General features: G+C 27.4%; 20 protein-coding genes and 1 tRNA gene. 16 read left to right on the top strand and 5 right to left on the bottom strand.

The features are described from left to right. From deoD to EGD97_RS08090, 8 genes are all read left to right on the top strand, one after another. Positions 1–711 (top strand): purine-nucleoside phosphorylase, encoded by a 711-nt coding sequence (deoD, locus tag EGD97_RS08125; protein ID WP_078682067.1) that lies wholly within the window; start codon positions 1–3, stop codon positions 709–711. A 27-nt stretch (positions 712–738) separates the two neighbouring features. Then, complete coding sequence (locus EGD97_RS08120) at positions 739–1,788, top strand: BMP family ABC transporter substrate-binding protein (protein ID WP_078682066.1); 1,050 nt, start codon at positions 739–741, stop codon at positions 1,786–1,788. Between the two features lie 116 nt (positions 1,789–1,904). Continuing rightward, positions 1,905–3,446: an ABC transporter ATP-binding protein gene (locus tag EGD97_RS08115; RefSeq protein WP_078682065.1), complete on the top strand. Its 1,542-nt coding sequence runs from the start codon at positions 1,905–1,907 to the stop codon at positions 3,444–3,446. Beyond that, positions 3,430–4,557 (top strand): ABC transporter permease, encoded by a 1,128-nt coding sequence (locus EGD97_RS08110; protein ID WP_078682064.1) that lies wholly within the window; start codon positions 3,430–3,432, stop codon positions 4,555–4,557. The genes EGD97_RS08115 and EGD97_RS08110 overlap by 17 nt, the downstream gene beginning before the upstream one ends. Next, entirely contained in the window at positions 4,547–5,467 is a 921-nt protein-coding gene (locus tag EGD97_RS08105) for an ABC transporter permease (RefSeq protein ID WP_078682063.1), read from the top strand. The genes EGD97_RS08110 and EGD97_RS08105 overlap by 11 nt, the downstream gene beginning before the upstream one ends. A 98-nt stretch (positions 5,468–5,565) precedes the next feature. Further along, on the top strand, positions 5,566–6,216 hold the full coding sequence (gene deoC / locus EGD97_RS08100; RefSeq protein WP_078682062.1) for a deoxyribose-phosphate aldolase: 651 nt from the start codon (positions 5,566–5,568) through the stop codon (positions 6,214–6,216). A gap of 292 nt (positions 6,217–6,508) precedes the next feature. Further along, positions 6,509–6,700 (top strand): alpha/beta-type small acid-soluble spore protein, encoded by a 192-nt coding sequence (locus EGD97_RS08095; RefSeq protein ID WP_078682061.1) that lies wholly within the window; start codon positions 6,509–6,511, stop codon positions 6,698–6,700. A gap of 167 nt (positions 6,701–6,867) precedes the next feature. Continuing rightward, positions 6,868–6,942, top strand: a tRNA-Glu gene (locus tag EGD97_RS08090). Positions 6,943–7,039: 97 nt separating this feature from the next. On the opposite strand, the gene yidA is transcribed toward EGD97_RS08090, so the two are convergent. Then, positions 7,040–7,858 (bottom strand): sugar-phosphatase, encoded by an 819-nt coding sequence (yidA, locus tag EGD97_RS08085; RefSeq protein ID WP_078682060.1) that lies wholly within the window; start codon positions 7,856–7,858, stop codon positions 7,040–7,042. A 276-nt stretch (positions 7,859–8,134) separates the two neighbouring features. Here yidA and EGD97_RS08080 point away from each other — a divergent pair, with 276 nt between their 5' ends. Beyond that, positions 8,135–9,730: a peptide chain release factor 3 gene (locus EGD97_RS08080; RefSeq protein ID WP_127837015.1), complete on the top strand. Its 1,596-nt coding sequence runs from the start codon at positions 8,135–8,137 to the stop codon at positions 9,728–9,730. Between the two features lie 397 nt (positions 9,731–10,127). Here EGD97_RS08080 and EGD97_RS12400 read toward each other — a convergent pair whose 3' ends face one another. Continuing rightward, positions 10,128–10,283, bottom strand: a complete 156-nt coding sequence (locus tag EGD97_RS12400; RefSeq protein WP_164850184.1) for a DUF5670 family protein — start codon at positions 10,281–10,283, stop codon at positions 10,128–10,130. A 337-nt stretch (positions 10,284–10,620) separates the two neighbouring features. Between EGD97_RS12400 and EGD97_RS08075 the strand changes: the two genes are divergently transcribed. Next, on the top strand, positions 10,621–11,181 hold the full coding sequence (locus EGD97_RS08075) for an ECF transporter S component (RefSeq protein WP_127837014.1): 561 nt from the start codon (positions 10,621–10,623) through the stop codon (positions 11,179–11,181). Positions 11,182–11,214: 33 nt separating this feature from the next. On the opposite strand, the gene EGD97_RS08070 is transcribed toward EGD97_RS08075, so the two are convergent. Both EGD97_RS08070 and EGD97_RS08065 read right to left on the bottom strand, forming a co-directional pair. After that, positions 11,215–11,385, bottom strand: coding sequence for a zinc-ribbon domain-containing protein (locus tag EGD97_RS08070; protein ID WP_078682057.1), 171 nt, complete (start codon positions 11,383–11,385; stop codon positions 11,215–11,217). Positions 11,386–11,572: 187 nt separating this feature from the next. Beyond that, on the bottom strand, positions 11,573–12,649 hold the full coding sequence (locus tag EGD97_RS08065; RefSeq protein ID WP_127837013.1) for a GerAB/ArcD/ProY family transporter: 1,077 nt from the start codon (positions 12,647–12,649) through the stop codon (positions 11,573–11,575). Positions 12,650–12,746: 97 nt separating this feature from the next. Between EGD97_RS08065 and EGD97_RS08060 the strand changes: the two genes are divergently transcribed. From EGD97_RS08060 to EGD97_RS08050, 3 genes are all read left to right on the top strand, one after another. After that, on the top strand, positions 12,747–14,162 hold the full coding sequence (locus EGD97_RS08060; protein WP_127837012.1) for a spore germination protein: 1,416 nt from the start codon (positions 12,747–12,749) through the stop codon (positions 14,160–14,162). Next, positions 14,146–15,255: a Ger(x)C family spore germination protein gene (locus EGD97_RS08055; protein WP_164850183.1), complete on the top strand. Its 1,110-nt coding sequence runs from the start codon at positions 14,146–14,148 to the stop codon at positions 15,253–15,255. The genes EGD97_RS08060 and EGD97_RS08055 overlap by 17 nt, the downstream gene beginning before the upstream one ends. 73 nt (positions 15,256–15,328) lie before the next feature. Beyond that, on the top strand, positions 15,329–16,003 hold the full coding sequence (locus EGD97_RS08050; protein WP_078682053.1) for a DUF554 domain-containing protein: 675 nt from the start codon (positions 15,329–15,331) through the stop codon (positions 16,001–16,003). A 52-nt stretch (positions 16,004–16,055) separates the two neighbouring features. Here EGD97_RS08050 and EGD97_RS08045 read toward each other — a convergent pair whose 3' ends face one another. After that, positions 16,056–17,969, bottom strand: coding sequence for an ABC-F family ATP-binding cassette domain-containing protein (locus tag EGD97_RS08045; protein ID WP_127837010.1), 1,914 nt, complete (start codon positions 17,967–17,969; stop codon positions 16,056–16,058). A gap of 429 nt (positions 17,970–18,398) precedes the next feature. Between EGD97_RS08045 and EGD97_RS08040 the strand changes: the two genes are divergently transcribed. The 3 genes from EGD97_RS08040 to EGD97_RS08030 all read left to right on the top strand — a co-directional run bounded on the left by EGD97_RS08040 (position 18,399) and on the right by EGD97_RS08030 (position 21,631). Then, on the top strand, positions 18,399–19,040 hold the full coding sequence (locus tag EGD97_RS08040; RefSeq protein WP_078682051.1) for a redox-sensing transcriptional repressor Rex: 642 nt from the start codon (positions 18,399–18,401) through the stop codon (positions 19,038–19,040). A gap of 231 nt (positions 19,041–19,271) precedes the next feature. Next, positions 19,272–20,438 (top strand): iron-containing alcohol dehydrogenase, encoded by a 1,167-nt coding sequence (locus EGD97_RS08035; RefSeq protein ID WP_078682050.1) that lies wholly within the window; start codon positions 19,272–19,274, stop codon positions 20,436–20,438. A gap of 311 nt (positions 20,439–20,749) precedes the next feature. After that, entirely contained in the window at positions 20,750–21,631 is an 882-nt protein-coding gene (locus EGD97_RS08030) for a sulfide/dihydroorotate dehydrogenase-like FAD/NAD-binding protein (RefSeq protein ID WP_078682049.1), read from the top strand. Positions 21,632–21,642: the final 11 nt, after the last annotated feature.

The raw sequence follows: 21,642 nt of genomic DNA, 5'->3' as shown, positions 1-21,642 counted from the left end.
ATGCAAACACCAACACCGCATATTGGAGCAAAATTAGGAGAGATTGCAAAAACAGTATTAATGCCTGGAGATCCATTAAGAGCAAAATTTATTGCAGATAATTTTTTAGAAGATGTTTTTCAGTTTAACTCAATTAGAAATATGTTTGGATATACAGGAACTTATAAAGGTAAACGTGTCTCTGTTATGGGCGGAGGTATGGGAATGCCATCTATAGGGATTTATTCTTATGAACTATTTAATTTTTACAATGTAGATAATATAATACGTATTGGAACTGCAGGAAGTATGAATGAAAATGTTAAGGTAAGAGATGTAGTAATAGCATTAGGAGCATCTACTAATTCAAATTATGCAGCACAGTACTGTCTTCCAGGAACATTTGCACCAATTGCAAGTTATGAGTTAGTAAGTGCTGCAGTTAAAGCAGCTAAAGAAAAAAATATAAATACCGTTGTAGGGAATATTTTATCTTCTGATACTTTTTACTGTGCCGATAAAACTGCAACAGAAAAGTGGAGAAGTATGGGTATTTTAGCAGTAGAAATGGAAGCAGCGGCACTTTATATGAATGCTGCTCAAGCTAGAAAAAATGCACTATGTCTACTTACAATTTCAGACAGTCTGCTGACTGGAGAGTCGCTTTCAGCAGAAGAAAGACAGCTTAGTTTTACTGACATGATGGAAATTGCACTTGAAATAGCAAAATAATATATTAATTTTAAGGAGGAAAAACTTATGAAAAAAATTATTGCATTAGTAATGTCAGCTACAGTTATTATGGGTACATTAGCAGGATGTGGAAGCAGCCAGCCTAAGACAAATGAAGAAAAAAAGGAAACTAAAAATTTTAGTGTTGCAATGGTAACAGATACTGGCGGTGTTAGCGACCAATCTTTCAATCAATCTTCTTGGGAAGGCTTACAAGAATTTTCAAGAAAAACTGGAGCAAAAGTAAGTTATCTAGAATCAAAGCAAGAAACAGATTACAGTACCAACTTGGACAAACTTGTTGATTCAGGAAATAACTTAATTTGGGGTATTGGATTTGCTATGGCAGATGCAATATTAAATGCTGCAAAAATAAATAAGGATGTAAATTATGCTATTGTAGATAATTCCTATGGAGATAATACACCAGAAAATGTTACAGGAGTTACATTTAGAGCAGAAGAACCTTCATTCCTTGTTGGATATATAGCAGGAAAAACTACAAAGACAGGTAGAGTAGGATTTGTAGGAGGTATAAAAAGCCCTGTAATAGATCAATTCCAATATGGATATCAAGCTGGTGTACTTTATGCATCAAAAGAATTAGGAAAGCCTATTAATGTAGATGTTCAATATGCTGAAAGCTTTTCAGATGCTTCAAAAGGTAAAGCTATAGCAAATAAAATGTTCTCTGCTGGATGTGACATTGTTTTCCATGCAGCTGGCGGTACAGGAGTAGGAGTAATTGATGCAGCTAAAGAAGCTGGTAAGTTTGCAATAGGTGTTGACCGTGATCAGTCCTATTTAGCTCCTGATAATGTCTTAACTTCTGCATTAAAGTTAGTAAATGTAGCAGTTGCAAAAGTTTCTGAAGAAGCTATGAATGGTAACAAAATTGGCGGAAAAACTTATACTTATGGATTAAAAGAAGGTGCTGTTGGTATTCCTAAGGAAAATAAAAATGTAAAACCAGAAGTTTATGAAGCAACAATAAAATTAGAAGAAAAAATTAAAGACGGTTCAATAGTTGTTCCATTTGATGAAAAAACTTATAACGAATTTAAAAATAAATTATAAAATTCAACTTAAACTTATGAGCCTAAAAATTTAGTAACTTATATTTAAAGTCAGATCTTTGCCAGCAGTATAAAAATGTATTGCTGGCAAAGCATATGACGAAAGGAGGAATTAGGATGGAAATCAGTGAACAATATGCAGTTCAAATGCGTGGGATTACAAAGATGTTTGGTACATTTTGTGCATTAGATGATATCAATTTAGATGTCAAAAAGGGAACTATTCATGCATTATTGGGAGAAAATGGGGCGGGGAAAAGTACACTTATGAATGTTCTTTATGGATTATATAAAGCTGATAAAGGGGAAATATATCTTAATGGTAAGAAAGTAAATATTAAAAATCCTGGAATAGCAATTAAAAATGGTATTGGAATGGTTCATCAGCATTTTATGTTAGTTGATAATTTTACTGTTACAGAAAATATTGTTCTAGGAAGCGAAATTACTAATAAATTTGGCGTAACAAATATGAAAAAGGCACGTAATGAAATATTGAATATTGTTAAGAAATATGGGCTTGAAGTAGATCCTGATGCAAAGATTGAAAACATTTCTGTTGGTATGCAGCAACGTGTTGAAATATTAAAAGCATTGTATCGTGGAGCAGATTTATTAATACTTGATGAGCCTACAGCAGTGTTAACTCCACAGGAAATACGAGAGCTAATTAAAATTATGCATAATCTTATAGAAGATGGAAAGACAATTATTATAATTACACATAAATTAAAAGAAATAAAGGAATCATCTGATGTTTGTACAATTATACGTAGAGGAAAGTATGTAGATACAGTTAAGGTTAATGAGGTTAGTAAAGAAGAACTTGCAACTATGATGGTAGGGCATGAGGTTAACTTAGTTGTTAATAAAACACCTGCAAAACCTAAAGAAGTTGTATTTGAAATAAATAACTTAACTGTAAAAAATGAAAGAAAGTTAGATGCTGTTAAAAATTTATCACTTAAAGTTCATAGGGGAGAAATTGTTGGTATCGCTGGTATTGATGGCAATGGACAAAAAGAATTAGTAGAAGCTATAACATGTCTTACAAAAGTTGAAAGTGGTACTATTAAAATAAATGGGGAAGAAATACAAAATACAACTCCACAAAATGTAATTAAACATAAAATTTCAACAATTCATGAAGATAGACAAAAACGTGGATTAGTATTAGATTTTACTGTTTCTGAAAATGCAATAATTGAAAAATACAATAAAGAACCATTTTGTAAAAAAGGATTTTTAGATAAAGAAAAAATTGTTGAGCATACAAAAAAGCTTATAAAAGATTATGATGTTAGACCTGAAAACTGTGAATTGATGCCAGTTAGAGGTTTATCAGGAGGAAATCAGCAAAAGCTTATAATAGCAAGAGAAGTAGCTAATAACCCTGATTTATTAATTGCAGTACAACCAACTCGTGGTATGGATGTAGGAGCAATTGAATATGTGCATAAGACTTTAATAAATGAAAGGGATAAAGGAAAGGCAGTTCTTTTAATTTCTTTAGAGCTTGATGAAGTCATGAATGTATCGGATACAATAGCTGTTATTTACGATGGAACTATTGTGGAAACATTTAAACAAGGAGAAGTAGATGAAAATACGATTGGGTTACTAATGGCAGGAGGTAAACTAAATGAAAAAAGTAGTTAATATACTTAAAAAGCCGATTACTTCAACATTTATTGCAATCTTTTTTGGATTTATAGTAGCTGCTATAGTACTTAGTGCTGCAGGTTATAATCCTTTTGAAGCCTTTAGTGCACTTTTTAAAGGAATTTTTTCAAAGCCTAAATATATATCAAATACTATTATTAAATCCACACCAATTATATTAACAGGGTTAAGTGTTGCTTTTGCTTTTAAAACTGGATTGTTCAATATTGGTGCTGAAGGGCAATATATTGTAGGAACAATTGTAACTACAATAGTTGGTATAAAATTAGATTTACCACCAGTTTTACAAATTCCTATAATAATTCTTGCAGGTGTAATAGCAGGAGCTTTATATGGAGGAATTGTAGGATTATTAAAAGCTAAGTTTGGAATACATGAAGTTATAACAAGCATAATGCTAAACTGGATTGCTCTTTATTTATCAAATTTTGTTGTAGGACTTAAAGAATTTCACCAACCAAGTTCAACTGCAACTTATATGATAAATAAATCTGGATTTACGACAATTCTTGAAAATTGGAAAAATTCAGACGCAGGAATAGAAACGTTATCAAAGCATAAATGGCTTTCTGATATGTTGTTAAAAACTGATATGAATATTGGAATTATAGTTGCAATAATAGCAGCTATTGTAATATGGCTATTATTATATAAATCTTCTAAAGGTTATGAGCTTCGTGCAGTTGGATCAAATAAATATGCAGCAGAATTTGCAGGTATAAATGTTAACAAGAATATAATTCAGGCAATGCTTATTGCTGGAGCACTTTCAGGATTAGCAGGAGCTTTATCTATTACTGGAGTTGCACCACATAAAATATCAACTATGGCAGCTTTTGAAAATAATGGGTTTAATGGTATGTCAGTTGCATTAATTGCAGGTAGTTCGCCTATAGGATGTATCTTTTCAGGATTACTTTTTGGAGGATTAATTTATGGAGGTCAAGCTATACAATCTGCTATAGGAGCTCCATCTGAAATAATTAATATTATGATGGGTACTATTGTATTCTTTGTAGCTTTAACAAAAATCGTGCCTGTTTTAGCCGATAAACTTTTAAAAAGAGGTGAGATAAATGTTAAATAGCATTCTACTATTAATAGGAATTACCTTAATGTATTCAGCACCATTAATTTTTGGAGCACTTGGAGGTGTACTTTCTGAACGTGCTGGAGTTGTAAATATCGGCATTGAAGGCATGATGGTAATGGGTGCTTTTACAGGTGCAGCAGTTGGATATTATTCAGGGAACCCTTGGCTTGGATTTTTTTTAGCAGGTATTTCAGGAGGATTAATTGCTTTAATGCATGCAGTAGCAGCTGTTAGTTTTAAAGCAGACCAAACAATTTCTGGTATTGCAATAAATTTGATCGGACCAGGGTTTGCATTATTTTTATGTAGATTATTTTTTGCTGGAGCAACTATGACACCACCAGTACCAAAAAAATTACCTAAAATATTCGGAGAAAATGTATCGAATAATATACTTAAAAGTTTAAATGTAGATAGTACAGTTCTTATAGCTTTAATTTTAACAGTACTTTTATGGTTTATACTTTATAGGACGAAATGGGGACTTCATATCCGTTCAGTTGGAGAAAACCCAGCAGCAGCAGATACTATGGGAATTAGTGTAACTAAGGTTAGATATGTATGTGTTATAATTTCAGGAATTTTAGCAGGTTTTGGTGGTGCAGCAATGACACTAGCTATTATTCCTCAATTTAGTCAAACAGCTATTAGTGGGCAAGGATTTATAGCTTTAGCTGCAGTTATATTTGGTAAATGGACGCCTCATGGAGCTTATGGAGCCTGCTTACTATTTGGATTTTCACAAGCTTTAACTGTTATATTGGGTGGAGGACGTTTTGCTATACCTTCAGAAATTCTTGCAATGCTTCCATATATTTTAACAATTATAGTATTAATTCTTTTTGTTGGAAGATCAGTAGCACCTAAGGCAGATGGAGTACCTTATGAAAAGGGATCACGTTAATTATATATAAAAGTTAAAATATATATAATATACAAGCATATATATTAGAACAGACTTAATAAAATTTAAAATAAAGTTAAATTTAAGGAGAGATTAATATGGATATAGCTAAGTATATAGATCATACTTTACTAAAACCTGAAGCGACAGCAGAAGATGTAAAGAAACTTTGCAAAGAAGCTTTAGAATATAATTTTGCATCTGTTTGTGTAAATGGATGTTATACTAAATTAGTAAGTACTGAACTTTTTGGAAGTGGTGTAAAGACTTGTACAGTAGTTGGATTCCCATTAGGTGCAATGAGTAAAGAAGCTAAAGCATTTGAAACAATTGATGCTATAAAAAATGGTGCAAATGAAATAGATATGGTTATAAATATTGGAGCATTAAAAGATAAAAATTATACTTTAGTAAAAGAAGATATAGAAGAAGTAGTTAATGCAGCAAAAGGAAAGGCTATAGTAAAGGTTATTATAGAAACTTGTTTATTAACAGAAGAAGAAAAAATAAAAGCTTGTGAAATAGCTAAAGAAGCTAAAGCTGATTTCGTTAAAACTTCAACAGGGTTTTCAACAGGTGGAGCTACTGTAGAAGATATTGCGTTAATGAGAAAAGTTGTAGGTGAAGATTTAGGAGTAAAAGCTTCAGGCGGAATTAGAGATTATAAAACTGCTATGGACATGATAAATGCAGGAGCAAGCAGGATTGGATGTAGTAATAGTATTGCTATTGTTAACCAAAGCAGATAATTTTGATTTTTATATAAATTAAAATTATTATATAAACAGCATATAGAGTTTTCTATATTTTTACTTAGTTTTATAAAAATTTTAAATATTTTATTATTTTAAATATAAAAACGGATGGTGCTTAACCATCCGTTTTTTAAATTAAATTATCTTTATTTTATTTTTTACTATGGATAAATTAGGCTAAATTGTATTTATTTTTATAGGATATTAATCTAAAATTTGAGCAAATTAATAGTACAAAGCAACACCAATATAAATTTAAAATTTAATTTAAAAGGAGGATTTTATCATGGCTAGAAGCAATAAAGTTTTAGTACCACAAGCAAAAGCAGGTTTAGATAGATTTAAAATGGAAGCAGCAAGAGAAGTAGGAGTTAATCTTAAAGAAGGTTATAATGGAGATTTAACTTCTAGAGAAGTAGGGTCAGTAGGTGGCCAAATGGTTAAAAAAATGATTGAAGCTTATGAAAAAAATTTATAATTACTTCTAATTATAAATTTTAAAAACTAATTAAATTTATTAAATATAAAAATATGCAGCCTCTCAATTAAAATAATTTATTGATGAGGCTGCATTTTATTTTTAATTTCCATTGACAATATGCTATTATGGAGTTAAAATATAATTTGTCAGTTTACTTATTATATGGCTCCTTGGTCAAGCGGTTAAGACGTCACCCTCTCACGGTGAAAACAGGGGTTCGATTCCCCTAGGAGTCACCAAATTTTAATACCAGAATTTTTAATTAAAAATTCTGGTATTATTTTATAATTATTTATAAAAATATGAGAGAAAAATATGAGAGTCAAATGACTCTCATTAACTTGCCTTTTCATCGTTAAGTATGAATTTATTTATAACATGAGCTACACCATCATCTTCATTGCTTAAAGTTATATAATCAGCTATTTCTTTTACTTCTGGAAATGCATTGCCCATTGCTACTCCTAATCCAGCAAATTGTATCATATGAAGATCATTTCCTGCATCTCCTATACAAATAACTTCTTCTTGTTTTATACCTAAAATTTCAGAAAGAGTTTTGACTCCTTGTCCTTTGTTTACATTTTTATCCAAAAATTCTAAGAAATAAGGAGCACTCCTAAGTACTGTATATTTATCATATACTTCTTTTGGAAGATTATTTATAGCTTTTTCAAGAATTTCAGGTTCATCTATGAACATTATTTTTACTATAGTTGTATCTTTATCAATGTTATTAAAATCTATAATATTTAATGGAATATCATTCATATCAGATTCTAATTGGCTGTATTTATTCCATTTAGGTGTTATGCAAATTTTATCAGTTAATGCATGTATATTAACTTGTAAATCTTGACTTAATTTATATAAGTAATTAATATCATCTATTGACATAGTGGTTTTAGCTATAACCTCTTTTGTTTTAGTATTTTGTATAAGAGCACCATTGTATGCTATTGCATAATCATTTTCACTTATTAAATTTAATTTATTAAGATATGATGTTATTCCATCCATAGGTCTTCCAGTAGTTAAAACAACTTTTACACCTTTAGCTTTTGCATTTTGAATAGCTTTATAGGTCTCTTTTGATATAGACCTATCTTCCTTTAAAAGTGTACCGTCCATATCAACTGCTATTAATTTATACATAGAATTCCCCCCTAAATAAATATTTCAGAAAGATTTTTATCATAATATTATTATAACAAAATAAAAAATAAAATGAATAGTAGCAAATAGTATGTAAATGTTATCAAATGCGTTTTAAAAAAATAATTGAAAAAATTTATGTAAATTGTTATAATCTATAGAGTTTTTAAATTATATATAAAAATTTAATATAAATGTTAAAATTAAAAAGAAGTATAATCCAATGTAGATAATAATGCTTTTATAGATATAAATTATTGAAAGGAGAAAACAATTTTGGAAAATTTAATAAATGAGATAGAAAAAAGAAGAACTTTTGCTATAATATCTCACCCAGATGCAGGTAAAACTACTTTAACTGAAAAACTTCTTTTATATGGAGGAGCGATAAGGCTTGCAGGTTCAGTAAAAGCAAGAAAAGCTTCTAAACATGCAGTTTCAGATTGGATGGAAATAGAAAAACAAAGAGGAATTTCTGTTACATCTTCTGTTATGCAATTTAATTATGAAGGTTATTGCATAAATATTTTGGATACTCCTGGTCATCAGGATTTTAGTGAAGATACTTATAGAACACTTATGGCTGCTGATAGTGCAGTTATGGTAATAGATGGAGCCAAAGGGGTTGAGGAACAGACTAGAAAGCTTTTTCATGTATGTAGCATAAGAGGAATTCCAATATTTACTTTTATAAATAAAATGGATAGAGAAACTAAAGATCCCTTTGAGCTTTTAGAAGATATAGAACAAGAACTTGGCATAAAATCTTATCCTATGAATTGGCCAATTGGATCAGGAGTCGATTTTAAAGGAGTATATGATAGAAATAAAAATATTATACAGGCTTTTAATGGTGGAAATCATGGTCAAACTTTAGTTCAGTCCATTGAAGGTAATATTAAAGATAAAGTATTTGAAGATTTAATTGGAGAAAGTCTCCATAAAAAACTTATGGAAGATATAGAACTTTTAGACATAGCCGGTGATAAATTTGATATAGAAAAGGTAAGGCGTGGAGAGCTTACTCCAGTTTTTTTCGGAAGTGCTCTTACAAATTTTGGTGTAGAACCTTTTTTAAAAGCTTTTTTAGATCTTACAACAGCTCCACTTCCAAGGCAATCAGATATTGGAGAGATAGATGTTTTTAGTCCAGAATTTTCTGCTTTTGTATTTAAAATACAAGCCAATATGAATCCAGCACATAGAGATAGAATAGCTTTTATGAGAATTTGTTCTGGAAAGTTTAAAAAAGGTATGGAAGTTTATCATGTTCAAACTGGGAACAAAATAAAACTTTCTCAACCACAGCAATTTTTAGCACAAGATAGAGAGATTGTTGAAGAGGCTTATGCTGGAGATATAATTGGAGTTTTTGATCCAGGAATATTCAGCATAGGAGATACATTATGTGAAAGCACTAAAAAATTTAAATTTGAAGGTATTCCTACATTTGCTCCAGAATATTTTGCAAAAGTAAGAACTGTAGATACTATGAAAAGAAAACAGTTTATAAAGGGTATTACACAAATTGCTCAAGAAGGAGCTATACAAATTTTTAAAGAATTTAATATAGGAATTGAAGAAATAATAGTTGGTGTTGTTGGAGTACTTCAATTTGAAGTACTTGAATATAGACTTAAACATGAATATGGTGTAGATATTAAAATGGATAGACTTCCATTTAAATATATTAGATGGATTGAAAGTACAGAAACTGATGTAAATGAACTAAACTTAACCAGTGATACAAAAAAAGTTAAAGACTTAAAAGATAGGAATCTTTTGATATTCCAAAGTGACTGGGCTATAAGCTGGGCATTAGAGCATAATAAAGGATTAGTTTTATCTGACATCGGTAAAAACAATGAATAATAAAATTTGTTGTAAATGAAAATATTATATTATAAAGTAAATAAAAACATATATTATGATTAACCTACAATATCAAAATATAAAATCAAAATATAAATTTTTATCTATTACAAATTGTAATAAATAACTTTTTACAGTACTTTCTATAGAAGCTGTAAATTAATTTTTACTATACAATTTATAGTACTTCTAAATTTATTAAATCTATTATACAGAGATCAATACTTAATAAAAAGATTTTTTGTGAGATAATCATGTTATTAAATAAAAAAATCATACATAAAAAAATTTTTTATGTATGATTTTTTATTTATTTTAATAATAATGTTTTTAAAATTATATATAAATTTAGAAATATAAATATATTTATTATTTATAATATATTTACTTAAAAAGATTATATTGCTTTTTTCTTTGTAAAAAGTATATCTAAAATAAAAACTGCAGCAGATGCTATAATAAGTATATTTATTATATTTCCTCCAATTTTAAATATAAGGGTAATAAGCCAAAATAAAACTATAAATCCGCCAATCCAACGTAAGAATGTCATATAGGCTTCCTCCTCTAATTTATTTTATATTTTAAATAAACTGTATTTCAACAATAAAAATTTTAAATTACATAAAAATAATTTAGCAATGTTTATTATTGACTATATTTTTATAAATTATTATAAAAATATCAATTTATATATTCACATAGAGTATCCATACACTTTTAATATTATACTCACAGTAATATAATTATAATATAAATATTAGTGCACTAATTTATAAATAAGCAAGCTTGCTATTTAAAAATTAAATTTAAAATATATATTTTAAATTTAAAAATTTTCATATTTAAATTTATAGGTATTATTTATCAATAGAAGTGAGGAGAATTAAATGGAAAGAAATGAAATGAATAATAGTTTTAGTGTTAATGCTATTGTCAAAGTTGGATTAATGGCAGCTGTAATTTTTGTAGCAGCTTATATTGTTCCAATAAAAACTTTTATGGGAGTAATGCATGCAGGAGATAGCATGGTATTTTTAGCTGCACTATTATTAGGAAAGAAAAAAGCAGCGGCAGCTTCAGCTATAGGAATGTCTCTTTTTGATATTACTTTAGGATATATAACTTGGGCGCCTTTTACTTTTGTAATTAAAGCATTAATGGCTTATATTACTGCAGAAATTGCTTATAGAGGTAACTACAAAGGAGAAAATATATGGAATAATATTTTAGCCTTTATTATAGGTGGTATTTGGATGATAGCAGCTTATTATTTTTCAGGAGCTATTATATTAACTTTTTTAAATCCAGAAAAAAAAGCGTTTACTGAAAGTTTAATAATATCATTAAAAGATGTTCCAACTAATATAGCACAAGCAATAATAGGAATAGTTATTGCACTTCCTCTTTATATAGCACTTTCTAAATCAGGAATAAAAGATAAAATTTAAAATTAAAAAAAGAGAGGAATAACCTCTCTTTTTTTAATATCTTCTTTCTCTTTGGCTGTTCTTTTGAACTTTTCTAGCTTTTCTGCATTCTGGGCATCTAACTGGATCATTTTCAAATCCTTTTTCTTTATAGAAAGCTTGTTCACCTTCAGTAAATATAAATTCTTTTCCGCAATCTTTGCATACGATGTTCTTGTCTGACATTATAAAAATCCTCCTTAATCATAGGGACTAATTGTTCTTGGTAACTTCCCTTTTATGATTAAAGGGGATAAGAGTTCCTTGAAAAATTGACCCGAATATATAATTGAGATACTTCTCGATTATTATTATAGCATATATAAAAAAAAAAACAATAGTATTTTAAATTATACATAAAATTATTTTAAATTTATGTTAAAGAATTTTTGTTTTTTAAATAATGAATTGTAAATATTATAAAAGGAATTATAATAAGGCTTATTAAAGAAAAATATGAATAATATTCTAAAAGTCTAAATAGCCTGAATAAATTAGAGGAAACCCAATATGCAAATATAAAAACTAATATACTTATAAAATAGTGTATATATTTATTATTTATATTTAGTTCTTTTAAAAGTAAAAATATAGCAAAAAAAGTAAGAATATATTTTATAAACCATCCTCCTACCATTTGAAGCATTACAAAAAGTTCTCCCATTTCAAGAAAATCTAAAATACTTATACGCTGAGTTTGAATTAATTTAGGATAAGATATTAAATTGGATCTATTTATTCCAAAAGTCATAATAACTCCTGTAACTGATATAATTTGCATTTGAATAACTATAAAAAGTCCTATTAGACTGTCTTTTATAATAGTTTTTTTATTTTTAATTTCACAAAGATAAGGAAGAGTTATAGAAATAGAACCGTACAATCCTAAAGACTTTAATATTGAAATAATAAAGTTAGTTGTTATTCCATCTTTAAAAATTGGAAACAGATATCTATAATTTTTATATTTTGCTGAAAGAATAGCTAAATTTATTCCTGCTATCATTATAAAAATTAATCCTATACAAGATACAGTAATTACGGCTACTTTTCCTTTTTTTACAGTATATATAGCTGGAACTATAAAAAAAATAAGCAAAAACCATTGAGGTGTATTTAAAAGCATATTTGTATGCATAGAATTAGCTTCAATAGAAGAGCATTCTATTAAAGTTATAAAAAGTGATATTATAAATAAAAAAATAAAAATAGTACCTAAAATTTTTCCTAAAGCACTGCAGTATATTTTATAAAGACTATATGTATTAGTCTTTTGGCAGATTTTAATTATATAAATAAAATATATAAGAATTAGTATTGAAGATATTATTATTGCAATCCAGCTATCTCTTCCACCATTTTTCATAAAAACAGTGGGGTAAGTTTTTAAAGACACTATAGTGGTTCCTAAAATTAAAAATATTAAATGTTTTGATGTAAATTTATCCAAAAACGAACACTCCTTAATAAAAAATTATATTTTTATTTTTGACTAAAATTAGGGATATTAATCTATAAAAAAGCAAATAATAAATTGGGTGAGTGTAATGAATGAAAATGTACTTTTATATATAAAAGATATATTTAAAAGTAGTTTTGATATAAAATATAGAGAAATAATTACAGATAGGGGCATTATAAATGTAATATATATAGATAGTATGTGTGATTCAAAGTTTATAAGTGAATTTATTATATTCCCGCTTTCAAAGTATAGAAACAATATAGGTAATATACTTGATATAAAAAAGGGGATCTTATCTGTAAGTTCATTAGAAGTTGTAAAAACTAAGGATGATCTTTTGCTTCATTTGCTTTCAGGTGATGTTATTTTAATATTTAGCTTTATTAAAGAAATTTTATATTGTGATGCAAAAGGATTTACTAAAAGAGCTATAACAACACCACCAACGGAGACTCAGATAAAAGGTTCTAGAGAAGGATTTAATGAAGTATTAAATGATAATTTATCACTTATTAGAAGAAGAATAAAAGACTCAAATTTAAAATTTGAAAATATGATAGTTGGAGATAAAACAAATACATTGGTCGTTATAGCGTATATAGAAAAATCAGCACCTGAAAAACTTATTGAATATATAAGAAATCAGATTAAAAGCATTAAAACTGAGGCTGTATTAGATATTAACTATATAGAAGAAAAATTAAAATGTAAAAATACTGCTTTTGATACTATAGGATATACAGAAAAGCCTGATGTAATAGCTTCTAAGTTATGTGAAGGAAGAATAGCTATATTGCTTGATGGAACCCCTTTTGTTGCTGTAGCTCCATATTTTTTTATTGAAAATTTTCAAACAGGAGACGATTATTATTCAAATATTTTCTTTTCAAATTTTACAAGAATACTTAGATGGATAGCTTTTTGGCTTGCAACTTTTCTTACAGGATTTTATATTGCAGTTGTAACGCATCATTTTTCTTTAATACCTTATATGTTTACTTTCAGGCTTGCAATTTCAAGAGCAGGAGTACCGTTTCCAACTGTAATAGAAGTTCTTCTTATGAATTTCTTTTTTCAGCTTTCAAGAGAGGCAGGTATTAGACTACCTCAACCTATTGGATTGACTATGAGTTTAGTTGGAGCTCTTATATTAGGTGATGCTACTGTAGGTTCTGGACTTGCATCTCAAACAACACTTATAATAGTAGCAGTAAGTTCTATTTGTTCTTTTTTAGTTCCTAAAGTATATACAGCTATAGCTATTTGGAATCTTGTAATAATATTATTTTCTTCAATTTTAGGACTTCCAGGTTTTTATATAGGTTTTTGTATTTTTGTATCACATCTTGCAGGATTAAATACTTGCGGATATCCTTATTTATTCCCCGTTGGAACACTTAGAAAATATAAACATAAAGATATTATAACTACCAATTATTTAAGAAATATGAGTAATAATATTTTTGATGAAGGTGAAAAAGATGAAAAAAATAGTTAGCTTAATAATTATAATGAGCCTATTTTTTTCTGGTTGTTTTAGTTATAGTGATATAAATAAAATTTTGTTTGTAACTTCAGTTATAATAGATATAGACAAAGATAAAAGACCTATAATTTATGTTGAGGCATTTAAGCCTTTTAGAAGTTCAAGCTCAGGATCTGAAAAAGGGCAGAGAATATTAATTCAAGGTACTGGAAAAACAGCTTATGAAGCTCTTAGAGATATAAATTTAGCAACAAGCTATAAGCTTAATTATACTCAAAATAAAATAGTTATGTTTACAATTAGGGCAGCAAAAGAAGGTATAGATAATTGGATTGATATTTTTGATAGAAATCAAGAGTTTATAATAAGACCATATTTAGTAATGACAGAAGAAAGTCCTGAAAATTTATTGAATTTAGGTGTTTCAGAAGAAGAATATTTAGGTATTCTTTTAAAAGATCTTATTAGTAATGAAGGAGCTTCTACTAGATCTGTAAGACTTTCTCTTAATGACTATTTAAATTTGAGACTTATTGGGAGTAAAACAGAAGTTGTTACTCTTATTGGAATAAAAAAAGATCAATTAGATCAAAGAATGGAGATATTAGGTGGAGCAATAATTAAAAATGACAAATTTGAAACAGTTCTTCCTAGAGTAGATGGTGAAGGCTATAATTTTTTAATGAATACTTTAAAAACAGGAAGCCTTGAGGTAAGTAATCCTAATAATAAGGATAAATTTATATCCCTTAATATATTAAAAAATAATACTAAAACCTACATAGAATATGATGGGAAAAGAGTAAAATTAATAAAAGATATAGAAGTAAAAACTAATATAGAAGAAATTCAAAAGAATGCATTTTTAAATGATAAAACTATAATTGAACTTAAGAAAAAATCTGAAGATAATATAAAAAAAGCTTGTATGAGAGTGTTTAAAAAATATAAAGATGAAAATTTAGATATATTTCAAGTACAAGAAATGTTTGAAAGAAAGTATCCTAAAGTAAAAATTGATAATGTTATAGGTATTACAGAACTTGAAATTATAGTTAACGAAAATCTTGAAGGTTCACCAGATACTCAAGATTTTTGGAATTAATTTTATAAATATGTATTTAAAAATAATGATATGCAAGTTATAATAATAGTTAATTGTGAAAGGAGGCATAAATTTGTTAGGGACAGTAGTTAACACATTAGCTATTATTATAGGGAGTTTAATAGGCTTTTTATTAAAAGGGGGAATACCTAAAAAAATTAATGAGAGTATAATGAAAGCTTTAGCTTTATGTGTTTTAGTAATTGGAATTAATGGAGCAATTAAGTCTAAAAACATGATTTTAATAATATGTTCATTAATCTTAGGTACACTTATTGGAGAATTTATAGATATAGATAAAGCTCTTAAAAATTTAGGAGATAATATAGAAGCTAAATTTAAAGGAAAAGGGGGAAAGATTTCAGAAGGATTTGTAACTGCAAGCTTGGTGTTTTGTGTAGGTGCTATGTCTATAGTTGGTTCATTAAATAGTGGACTTAAAGGGGATTATAGTATTCTTTTTACAAAGGCTATATTAGATGGAATATCATCAATAATGTTTACATCTACTTTAGGAATAGGAGTAGTTTTTTCAGCAATTACTGTATTTATATATCAAGGGATTATAACTTTAACAGCATCTTTTCTTCAAGGGTGGCTTCTAGAGTACATTATAGTAGAAGTTTCCGCAGTAGGAAGTATTTTAATTATGGGTCTTGGACTTAATATGCTTGGAACATATAAGATAAAGGTAGCAAACATGCTCCCAGCTATATTTATACCTCTATTATATTATATAATTTTTTAAAAATAAAAGGCCTTTGTAAAATATAAAATAGTTTACAAAGGCCTTTCTAAACTTATATTAATTCTTCCCATTTTGAATAAAGTATTTTTAACGAATTTTCTATAGAAAGTATTTCCTTATTTATTTCTTCACTTTTTTTAGGATTAGAATATACTTCTTCAAGACAAAGTTTTTCTTGAAGCTTTAAAAGTTTATTTTCATTATTTTCAATAGAAATTTCAATTTCTTTTATTTTAAGCTGCTTTTCTTTAAGCTGCTTTTCTAATTCTCTTTTCTTTTTCCTCTCTTCTTGAATTTGAGTTTTAGTTTTTCCTTCATTAATAGATTCTTCTTCATATCTTAATGGATTTTTCTTTTTCTCTATAAAATAGTTATAATTACCAAGATATTCTTTAATACCATCTTCCTTAAGTTCATATATTTTATTCACAACTTTATTTAAGAAATATCTGTCATGAGATATTACAAGAACTGTTCCATCATAATTTAAAATAGCATCCTCTAAAGCTTCACGCGATATTATATCAAGATGATTTGTAGGTTCATCTAAAAGAAGAAAATTTGATTTTGAAAGCATAAGCTTTAAAAGATTTATTCTACATTTTTCTCCGCCGCTTAAAGTAGAGATTGTTTTAAATACATCATCTCCAGTAAATAAAAAAGCAGCTAAAGCATTTCTAATTTGTGTTGTAGTCATTTCTGGAAATTCATCCCATACTTCATCTAAAATAGATTTTTCTTCATGTAAATCTGATTGTTCCTGATCGTAATAACCTATATTTACATTTTTACCAAGAACTTTTACACCATTATCTTGTGAAACTTTATCCATTATTATTTTAAAAAGAGTAGTTTTTCCACGACCGTTTTCACCAATAAGAGCTGTCTTTTCTCCTCTTTTTATATCCATATTTAAATTATAAAAAAGTTTTTTATCACCATAACTTTTGCTCAAATTTTCAATATGAAGAACATCATTACCAGATTTAATCTGAGTTTCAAATTTAATTTTAGAGGCTTTTAAAATAGCAGCAGGAGGAGCTATTTTTTCCATTTTTTCTAAAGCTTTTTCTCTGCTTTCAGCCGCTTTTATGCTTTTTTCTCTGTTGAATGAACGATATTTTTCTATTATTTCTTCTTGCCTTTTAATTTCAGCTTGCTGCAGAGAATATGCCTTTAACTGAATTTCATAATTTTTCTTTTTCTGTTCTACAAAGAAAGTATAATTACCATTATAAGTATTTATATGTCCATTTATCATTTCCAGAGTTTTTGTAGTTATAGAGTCTAAGAAAAATCTATCATGAGATATTATTATAATTGTACCTTTATAAGATTTTAGATATTCTTCTAGCCATTCAATAGCATCTAAATCAAGATGATTAGTAGGTTCATCAAGAAAAAGTATATCAGGACTCTCAAGAAGAAGTTTGCAAAGAGCAACTCTTGTCTTTTGACCTCCACTTAATATATTTATGTTTTTATTAAAATCTTCTTCATTAAACCCCAAACCTTTTAATATTTTGCTAATTTCTCCCTTATATGTGTAACCTCCACGATTATTATAAATATCAGATAATGTTGTATATTGTTCTATTATTTTTTTATGATATTCTTCTTTAGACCTATCGTAAGGTTCATTTAGTTTTATCTCAAGTTCTTTAATTCTATTTTCCAATTCTATCAAATCTTTAAATACTTTTAATAATTCTTCATATATGGTATTGTTATTTTCAAGAGAAAGGTGTTGAGAAAGGTAGCCAATTTTTTTATTTTTATCTATAAAAATTTCTCCGCTATCTGCTTCAAGTTCACCTGCTAAAATTTTAAAAAGAGTAGTTTTACCTGCACCATTAGCTCCTATTAAACCTACTTTTTCTCCTTCATTTATATTAAAAGTAACTTTATCTATAATTACATTTATACCATAACTTTTATGAATATCTTTACAACTTAAAACTATCATTTTTTCACCTTCCTAAAATGTTTTGTTAAATTTAATGTTATATTTTATTTCTAAAAAATATATTTTCATAAAATTTAAAGGCTTTGATATTTATATCTTTAAAAAATAAGTATAATATTAAATGATAAAATACTTGATTTGTGAAACCAAGCATTAATAAATATTAAAAATGAATTTGAATATTGTGATAATGTAAAAGAATATAATCAAAATGTATTTTAAATATATTTTATATTTAAAAATAATATTTAATAACAAATTTGTATGTATACATAATATACATAATTTATATTCTACTATGAATGTAAATTTTTTTGTAGTATTAATTATAACAAAGATGTTTTAAACTTTAGAAATATGTTAAAATATTGACAGTAAATATAATTTAAGTCATACTATTAATGTATAGATAAAAAGAGAGGTGCGGTTATGGAAAAGAAAAAAAGCAATATATCAATGGCAGTTATTAAAAGGTTGCCAAAGTATCATAGATATTTGCAAGAATTGATGAAAAATGATGTTGATAGAATATCATCTAAAGAACTTGGTGAAAAAATAGGATTTACAGCGTCCCAAATAAGACAAGATCTAAATTGTTTTGGAGATTTTGGCCAGCAGGGATATGGATATAATGTAAAAGATTTATATAATGAAATAAGTGATATATTAGGACTTACTAGATCTTACAACACAGTTATTATAGGGGCAGGTAATATAGGTCAAGCTATTGCAAATTATACAAGATTTGAAAAATTAGGATTTTCTTTAAAAGGAATTTTTGATGCAAATCCAAAATTAATAGGTATTAAAATAAGAGACGTAGAAATTGATGATATAGATAATTTACCTGATTTTCTTAAAAATAACAAAATAGATATAGGAATAATATGTGTACCTAAAGCAAGTGCACAAAAAATATGTGATACTCTTGTAGAAGGTGGAGTTAAAGGAATTTGGAATTTTGCACCAACTGATTTAGTAGTTCCAGAAAATGTTGTAGTTGAAAATGTTCATTTAAGCGAACATCTTATGACTCTTACTTATTTACTAAAAGATAAAAGTGATAAATAATTGTTAATATAATGTCATTTAATTAATTGTTTAAAACCAATATTTGTATAATTTAATAAATCAAAAGCCATATATATAAAAAGATTTTTTCTAATTTTATCTATGGCTTTTGATTTTTTTATACTTTTAACAAATATTTCATAAATAGTACTTTTATAAAAAAGTAAAATGTGTTAGAATAAAAATGTTAAAAAAATATCAATCAAATATAAAAAACAGGAGGAATGCTAGATGAATAGATTTACTTTACCAAGAGATATTTATTTTGGGAAAAATTCTCTAGAAGCTTTAAAAACATTAAAAGGTAAAAAGGCAGTTGTAGTTACCGGCGGAAGTTCTATGAGAAAATTTGGGTTTTTAGATAAAACCATATCTTATTTAAAAGAAGGTGGATTTGAAATTAAACTTATAGAGGGAGTTGAACCTGATCCGTCTGTTGAAACAGTTATGAAAGGTGCAAAGATTATGAGAGAATTTGAGCCTGATTGGATAGTAGCAATAGGTGGAGGTTCTCCAATAGATGCAGCTAAAGCTATGTGGATATTTTATGAATATCCAGATTTTACTTTTGAACAAGCAGTAGTTCCTTTTGGAATTCCAGAATTAAGGCAAAAAGCAAAATTTGCTGCTATACCATCTACAAGTGGTACAGCAACAGAAGTTACAGCTTTTTCAGTTATAACCGATTATAAAACTGAAATAAAATATCCGTTGGCTGATTTTAATTTAACTCCAGATGTAGCTATAGTAGATCCATCTTTGGCAGAAACAATGCCAGCAAAGCTTACAGCACATACTGGAATGGACGCATTAACTCATGCTATTGAAGCTTATGTTGCTTCATTAAAATCTGCCTTTTCAGATCCACTTGCAATGCAGGCTATTACTATGATTAAGGAAAATTTAATAAAATCATTTTATGGTGATAAAAAATCTAGAGAAGAAATGCATATTGCTCAATGCTTAGCTGGTATGGCTTTTTCTAATGCATTACTTGGAATAACTCATAGTATGGCACATAAAAGTGGAGCTGTATTTCATATTCCTCATGGATGTGCAAATGCTATATATCTTCCTTATGTTATAGACTTTAATAAAAAAGTTTGTAAAGATAGATATGCACAAATAGCTAAAAATATTGGACTTTCTGGTAACACAGAAGATGAATTAGTAGATTCTTTAACTAATATGATTAGAGAAATGAATAAAGAAATGAGCATTCCTCAAACTTTAAAAGAATATGGAATAAGTGAAAAAGATTTTTATGCAAATGTAGATAGAATAGCTGAAAATGCTGTTAAGGACGCATGTACAGGATCAAATCCAAGAGAAATATCAAATGAAGAAATGAAAGAACTTTTTATTTGTACATTTGAAGGGAAAAAAGTAAATTTTTAAAATAATTTTAATAAAAAGCTCTCTTGCATAGTAATGCTTGAGAGTTTTAATTTTAAAAGCTTATATAAATATAATGATATAAAAATTAATAATTATACAAAATTATTAATTTTTATACTTTTTTTATAATTATTAATGAAATATTTTGATAATATGATATAATAATTAATAATTAAATTTTGTTATATATTTAATAGAGTAACTAAATGAAATTTGAGAATTTGTTTATATTATTTATTAAAATTTTTTAAAAATTAAATACTACATTTATTCAAAAAATTTTTTAAAAATTATATACAGGAGGATTAATAATGTACAAAATTGTAAACAAAAGAATATTAGCGCCCAATATATATCTTATGGATGTAGAAGCTGAAAGATTAGCTAAATCTGCTAAACCAGGACAATTTTTAATAGTTAAAATGACCGAAAAGGGAGAAAGAATTCCTCTTACAATATGTGATTATGATGATAGAAAAGGGACAGTAACTATAGTTTTTCAAAGCATTGGGAAATCTACTAAAGAAATGGCTAAGTATGAAGTAGGAGATAGTTTTTCAGATGTTGTTGGTCCTCTTGGACAGCCTTCAGAATTAGTGCATGAAGACTTGGATACTTTAAAAAATAAAAATATTATATTTATTGCTGGTGGAGTTGGAACGGCTCCAGTATATCCTCAGGTTAAGTGGCTTAATGAAAGAGGAATAAAAGCAGATGTTATTATAGGATGTAAATCTAAAGAATTTTTAATATTAGAAGATGAAATGAAAAATGTGGCAGGAAATGTTTATGTAGCAACTGATGATGGTTCTTACGGTTTTAAAGGTATGGTTACAGATCTTCTTAAAAATTTAATACAAAATGAAGGAAAACATTATGATTTAGTTGTAGCTATAGGACCTATGATAATGATGAAGTTTGTAGCTAAACTTACAAAAGAATTAGGAATAAAAACTGTTGTAAGTTTAAACACAATAATGGTAGATGGAACTGGAATGTGTGGAGCTTGCAGGGTTACTGTTGGTGGTGAAACTAAATTTGCATGTGTTGATGGACCAGAATTTGATGGTCATCTTATAGATTTTGATGAAGCTATTAGAAGACAGACTATGTATAAAAATGAAGAATTACAGGTAGAATTTAAAAAAGAGCATCATAAAAATGGAAATGCTGGCTGTGGATGCTGTGATTAACAGACTTAGAG

The organism is Clostridium prolinivorans, from assembly GCF_004011155.1.
Taxonomy (GTDB): domain Bacteria; phylum Bacillota; class Clostridia; order Clostridiales; family Clostridiaceae; genus Clostridium_AT; species Clostridium_AT prolinivorans.
This window is presented reverse-complemented; position numbering and strand designations above follow the sequence as displayed.

Coding starts and splice junctions, on each gene's coding strand:
- yidA (WP_078682060.1), bottom strand. CDS start 7,858: ATGTATAAATTAATAGCAGTTGATATGGACGGTACACTTTTAAAGGAA.
- EGD97_RS08070 (WP_078682057.1), bottom strand. CDS start 11,385: ATGTCAGACAAGAACATCGTATGCAAAGATTGCGGAAAAGAATTTATA.
- EGD97_RS08040 (WP_078682051.1), top strand. CDS start 18,399: ATGGAAAAGAAAAAAAGCAATATATCAATGGCAGTTATTAAAAGGTTG.
- EGD97_RS08045 (WP_127837010.1), bottom strand. CDS start 17,969: ATGATAGTTTTAAGTTGTAAAGATATTCATAAAAGTTATGGTATAAAT.
- deoC (WP_078682062.1), top strand. CDS start 5,566: ATGGATATAGCTAAGTATATAGATCATACTTTACTAAAACCTGAAGCG.
- EGD97_RS08095 (WP_078682061.1), top strand. CDS start 6,509: ATGGCTAGAAGCAATAAAGTTTTAGTACCACAAGCAAAAGCAGGTTTA.
- EGD97_RS08030 (WP_078682049.1), top strand. CDS start 20,750: ATGTACAAAATTGTAAACAAAAGAATATTAGCGCCCAATATATATCTT.
- EGD97_RS08110 (WP_078682064.1), top strand. CDS start 3,430: ATGAAAAAAGTAGTTAATATACTTAAAAAGCCGATTACTTCAACATTT.
- EGD97_RS12400 (WP_164850184.1), bottom strand. CDS start 10,283: ATGACATTCTTACGTTGGATTGGCGGATTTATAGTTTTATTTTGGCTT.
- EGD97_RS08075 (WP_127837014.1), top strand. CDS start 10,621: ATGGAAAGAAATGAAATGAATAATAGTTTTAGTGTTAATGCTATTGTC.
- EGD97_RS08060 (WP_127837012.1), top strand. CDS start 12,747: ATGAATGAAAATGTACTTTTATATATAAAAGATATATTTAAAAGTAGT.
- deoD (WP_078682067.1), top strand. CDS start 1: ATGCAAACACCAACACCGCATATTGGAGCAAAATTAGGAGAGATTGCA.
- EGD97_RS08055 (WP_164850183.1), top strand. CDS start 14,146: ATGAAAAAAATAGTTAGCTTAATAATTATAATGAGCCTATTTTTTTCT.
- EGD97_RS08105 (WP_078682063.1), top strand. CDS start 4,547: ATGTTAAATAGCATTCTACTATTAATAGGAATTACCTTAATGTATTCA.
- EGD97_RS08115 (WP_078682065.1), top strand. CDS start 1,905: ATGGAAATCAGTGAACAATATGCAGTTCAAATGCGTGGGATTACAAAG.
- EGD97_RS08120 (WP_078682066.1), top strand. CDS start 739: ATGAAAAAAATTATTGCATTAGTAATGTCAGCTACAGTTATTATGGGT.
- EGD97_RS08035 (WP_078682050.1), top strand. CDS start 19,272: ATGAATAGATTTACTTTACCAAGAGATATTTATTTTGGGAAAAATTCT.